2 protein-coding genes are annotated in these 2475 nt (G+C 65.5%); both read right to left on the bottom strand.

Annotated features, from left to right (window positions below; genetic code table 11):
- Nucleotides 1–942 (bottom strand): TonB-dependent receptor plug domain-containing protein (locus tag VGD20_RS17475; RefSeq protein ID WP_331135654.1); only part of this gene is annotated, 942 nt, incomplete at its 3' end.
- Between the two features lie 50 nt (nt 943–992).
- Nucleotides 993–2342 carry a dicarboxylate/amino acid:cation symporter gene (locus VGD20_RS17470; protein WP_331135653.1) on the bottom strand — a complete coding sequence of 450 codons (1350 nt, stop codon included), beginning with the start codon at nt 2340–2342 and terminating at the stop codon, nt 993–995.
- Nucleotides 2343–2475 lie beyond the last annotated feature (133 nt).

Raw genomic sequence — 2475 nt, 5'->3', positions numbered from 1 at the left:
GAGGGGGATCAGTTGGCCGTTCCGATAGAAACGGTCGCGCGACGAGTTGCCGCCCGAAAAGACGCCGCCGGGGATGAAGCTGCTGAGATCGCTCATGCTCAGCGGAGGGAAGGAGGAGGCGGGCTGCGATCCGCTCGTCGGGACGCCACTGGCGTTCAGATAGACGCCCTCGAACATGTTGAGGCCGGTATCGAAGTCATATTCATAAGCGACCGGGCGCGTCGCCCATTCGCGGTCGGTCGCGCGGATGCCCCAGTCGCGGTCGTAGGTACCGCTCACAAGGAAATAGCCGCGCCCGTCGGCAAAGCGCGTGCCCCAGGTGGCGCCGAGCGTGAGTTCTTGCCCGTCGCCCCGCGAGGTGATGCCGGTGCGTGCGCGCAAGGTCAGCCCGCGTTCGTTCTTCTTGGTGATGATGTTGACGACGCCCGCCACCGCATCCGAACCATAGACCGACGAGGTGCCACCGGTAACGATCTCGACCCGGTCGACGAAGTCGGTGGGGATCGTCGACAGGCTGACCAGGTTGATGATCCCCGAGTTCGACACGGTGCGGCGACCGTCGATGAGGACGAGCGTACGGTTCGCGCCGAGGTTGCGCAGCTCGATCGAGCTGAGGCCCGAATTCTGGGTGTTGCCGGTGACGGTCGAATCATTGGTGGTCGACGATAGTTGCGGCAGGTCGGCGAGCGTCTCGCTGAGCTCGCTGTCGCCCGCCTCGACCAGATCCTCGGCCGACACCCCGATTACGGGCGCGGGCGTGTCATAGGTTTCACGCGCGATACGGCTGCCGGTAACGATGATCGCGTCTTCGCCCGCCGCGGCGGCGGTGCCCTCGGCCGGGGTTTCCTGCGCGGCAAGCGGCGCGGCCAGCGCACCGATACCGGCAAGCATCAATACGGTGCGACTGCTGTGACGTGCCCAGCGGGCTTTGGTCGAAATCATGATATCACTCCCCATGTTTATCGTTGTCCGGTCGGCCGGCCTGGCCGGCCTCAATCTGCGTCGGTTTCGATCGGAGCCGCTGCAATGGGTGCAGGCTTGCCGCCCAGCGCGCGGTCGAGTGCGTCGCGATCGAGCGCCTTTTCCCACTTCGCGACGACGATCGCGGCGAGCGCGTTGCCGATGAAGTTGGTCAGCGCGCGGCATTCGCTCATGAAGCGGTCGATGCCGAGGATCAGCGCGAGCCCCGCGACCGGCACCGTGGGCACCGCCGTCAGCGTCGCAGCGAGCGTGATGAACCCCGCGCCGGTCACCCCCGCCGCGCCTTTCGAGCTCACCATCGCGACCAGCAGCAGCGCGACCTGGTCGCCGAGGCTGAGGTCGACGCCCGTCGCCTGCGCGACGAACAGCGCCGCGAGCGTCATGTAGATGTTGGTGCCGTCGAGGTTGAAGCTGTAGCCCGTCGGCACGACCATGCCGACCACGGGCTTGGCGCAGCCCGCTTTCTCCAGCTTTTCCATCAGGCTGGGCAGCGCCGCTTCGGACGACGAGGTCCCGAGCACGAGCAGCAGTTCGGCCTTCAGATAGGCGATCAGCCGGAAGATCGAAAAGCCGCAGAGCCGCGCCATCGTGCCGAGGACGACGACGACGAACAGGATCGATGTGAGGTAGAAGGTCGCGATCAGCGCGCCGAGATTGACGAGCGATTCGACGCCATATTCGCCGATCGTGAAAGCCATGGCGCCGAACGCGCCGATCGGCGCAAAGCGCATCAGCATTCCGACGAGGTAGAAGAAGACGCTCGACAGCTTTTCGAGCATGCCGAGCACCTGCGCGCCGGCGGCGCCCGTATGCGACAGCGCAATCCCGAACAGGATCGCCGCGAACAAGGCCTGCAGGATAGACCCCGACGTCAGCGCCGAGACGAAGGTCGTCGGAATGATCGCGAGCAGGAAGCCGACGAGCGAGGTATCGTGCGCCTTCGCATCATATTCGGCGATCTTGGCGACCGCGTTCGGATCGAGGGTGCGCGGGTCGATATTCATCCCCGCGCCCGGTTGCACCACGTTGGCGACGATCAGCCCGATGATCAGCGCGAGGGTCGAAAAGAAGAGGAAATAGGCGAAGGTCTTTGCCGTGAGGCGACCGAGCGTCTTGCCGCTGCCGACCGACGCGATACCGGTCGAAACGGTCAGGAAGATCACCGGCGCGATGATCATCTTGACGAGCTTGATGAAGGCGTCGCCGAGCGGCTTCATGTCGGCGCCGAGCTTCGGGTAGAAATGCCCGAGGGCAATGCCGATGGCGACGGCGACCAGCACCTGGAAGTACAGCGTGCGATAGAGCGGCTTGGGTGCGGGCGGCGCGTGGGGCGCGGTCAAAGGGGACGGCACGGTGGCCATGGGCGTTTCTCCCTGTCGGACGGTGGGCGGTCCGTCGGATCGGTTCGCCGGACGCCCCCCGAGGAGGATTCCGGTACCGTCCGCTCTTGCTTTTGACCTCGCGGCACACAGCTCTGCAGTTCAGTCATGGCTG

It is taken from the genome of Sphingopyxis sp., assembly GCF_036402335.1.
Classification (GTDB): domain Bacteria; phylum Pseudomonadota; class Alphaproteobacteria; order Sphingomonadales; family Sphingomonadaceae; genus Sphingopyxis.
This window is presented reverse-complemented; position numbering and strand designations above follow the sequence as displayed.

Bases quoted from the DNA above. Each gene is read 5' to 3' on its own strand.
- VGD20_RS17470 (WP_331135653.1), bottom strand. From the start codon at position 2,342: ATGGCCACCGTGCCGTCCCCTTTGACCGCGCCCCACGCGCCGCCCGCA.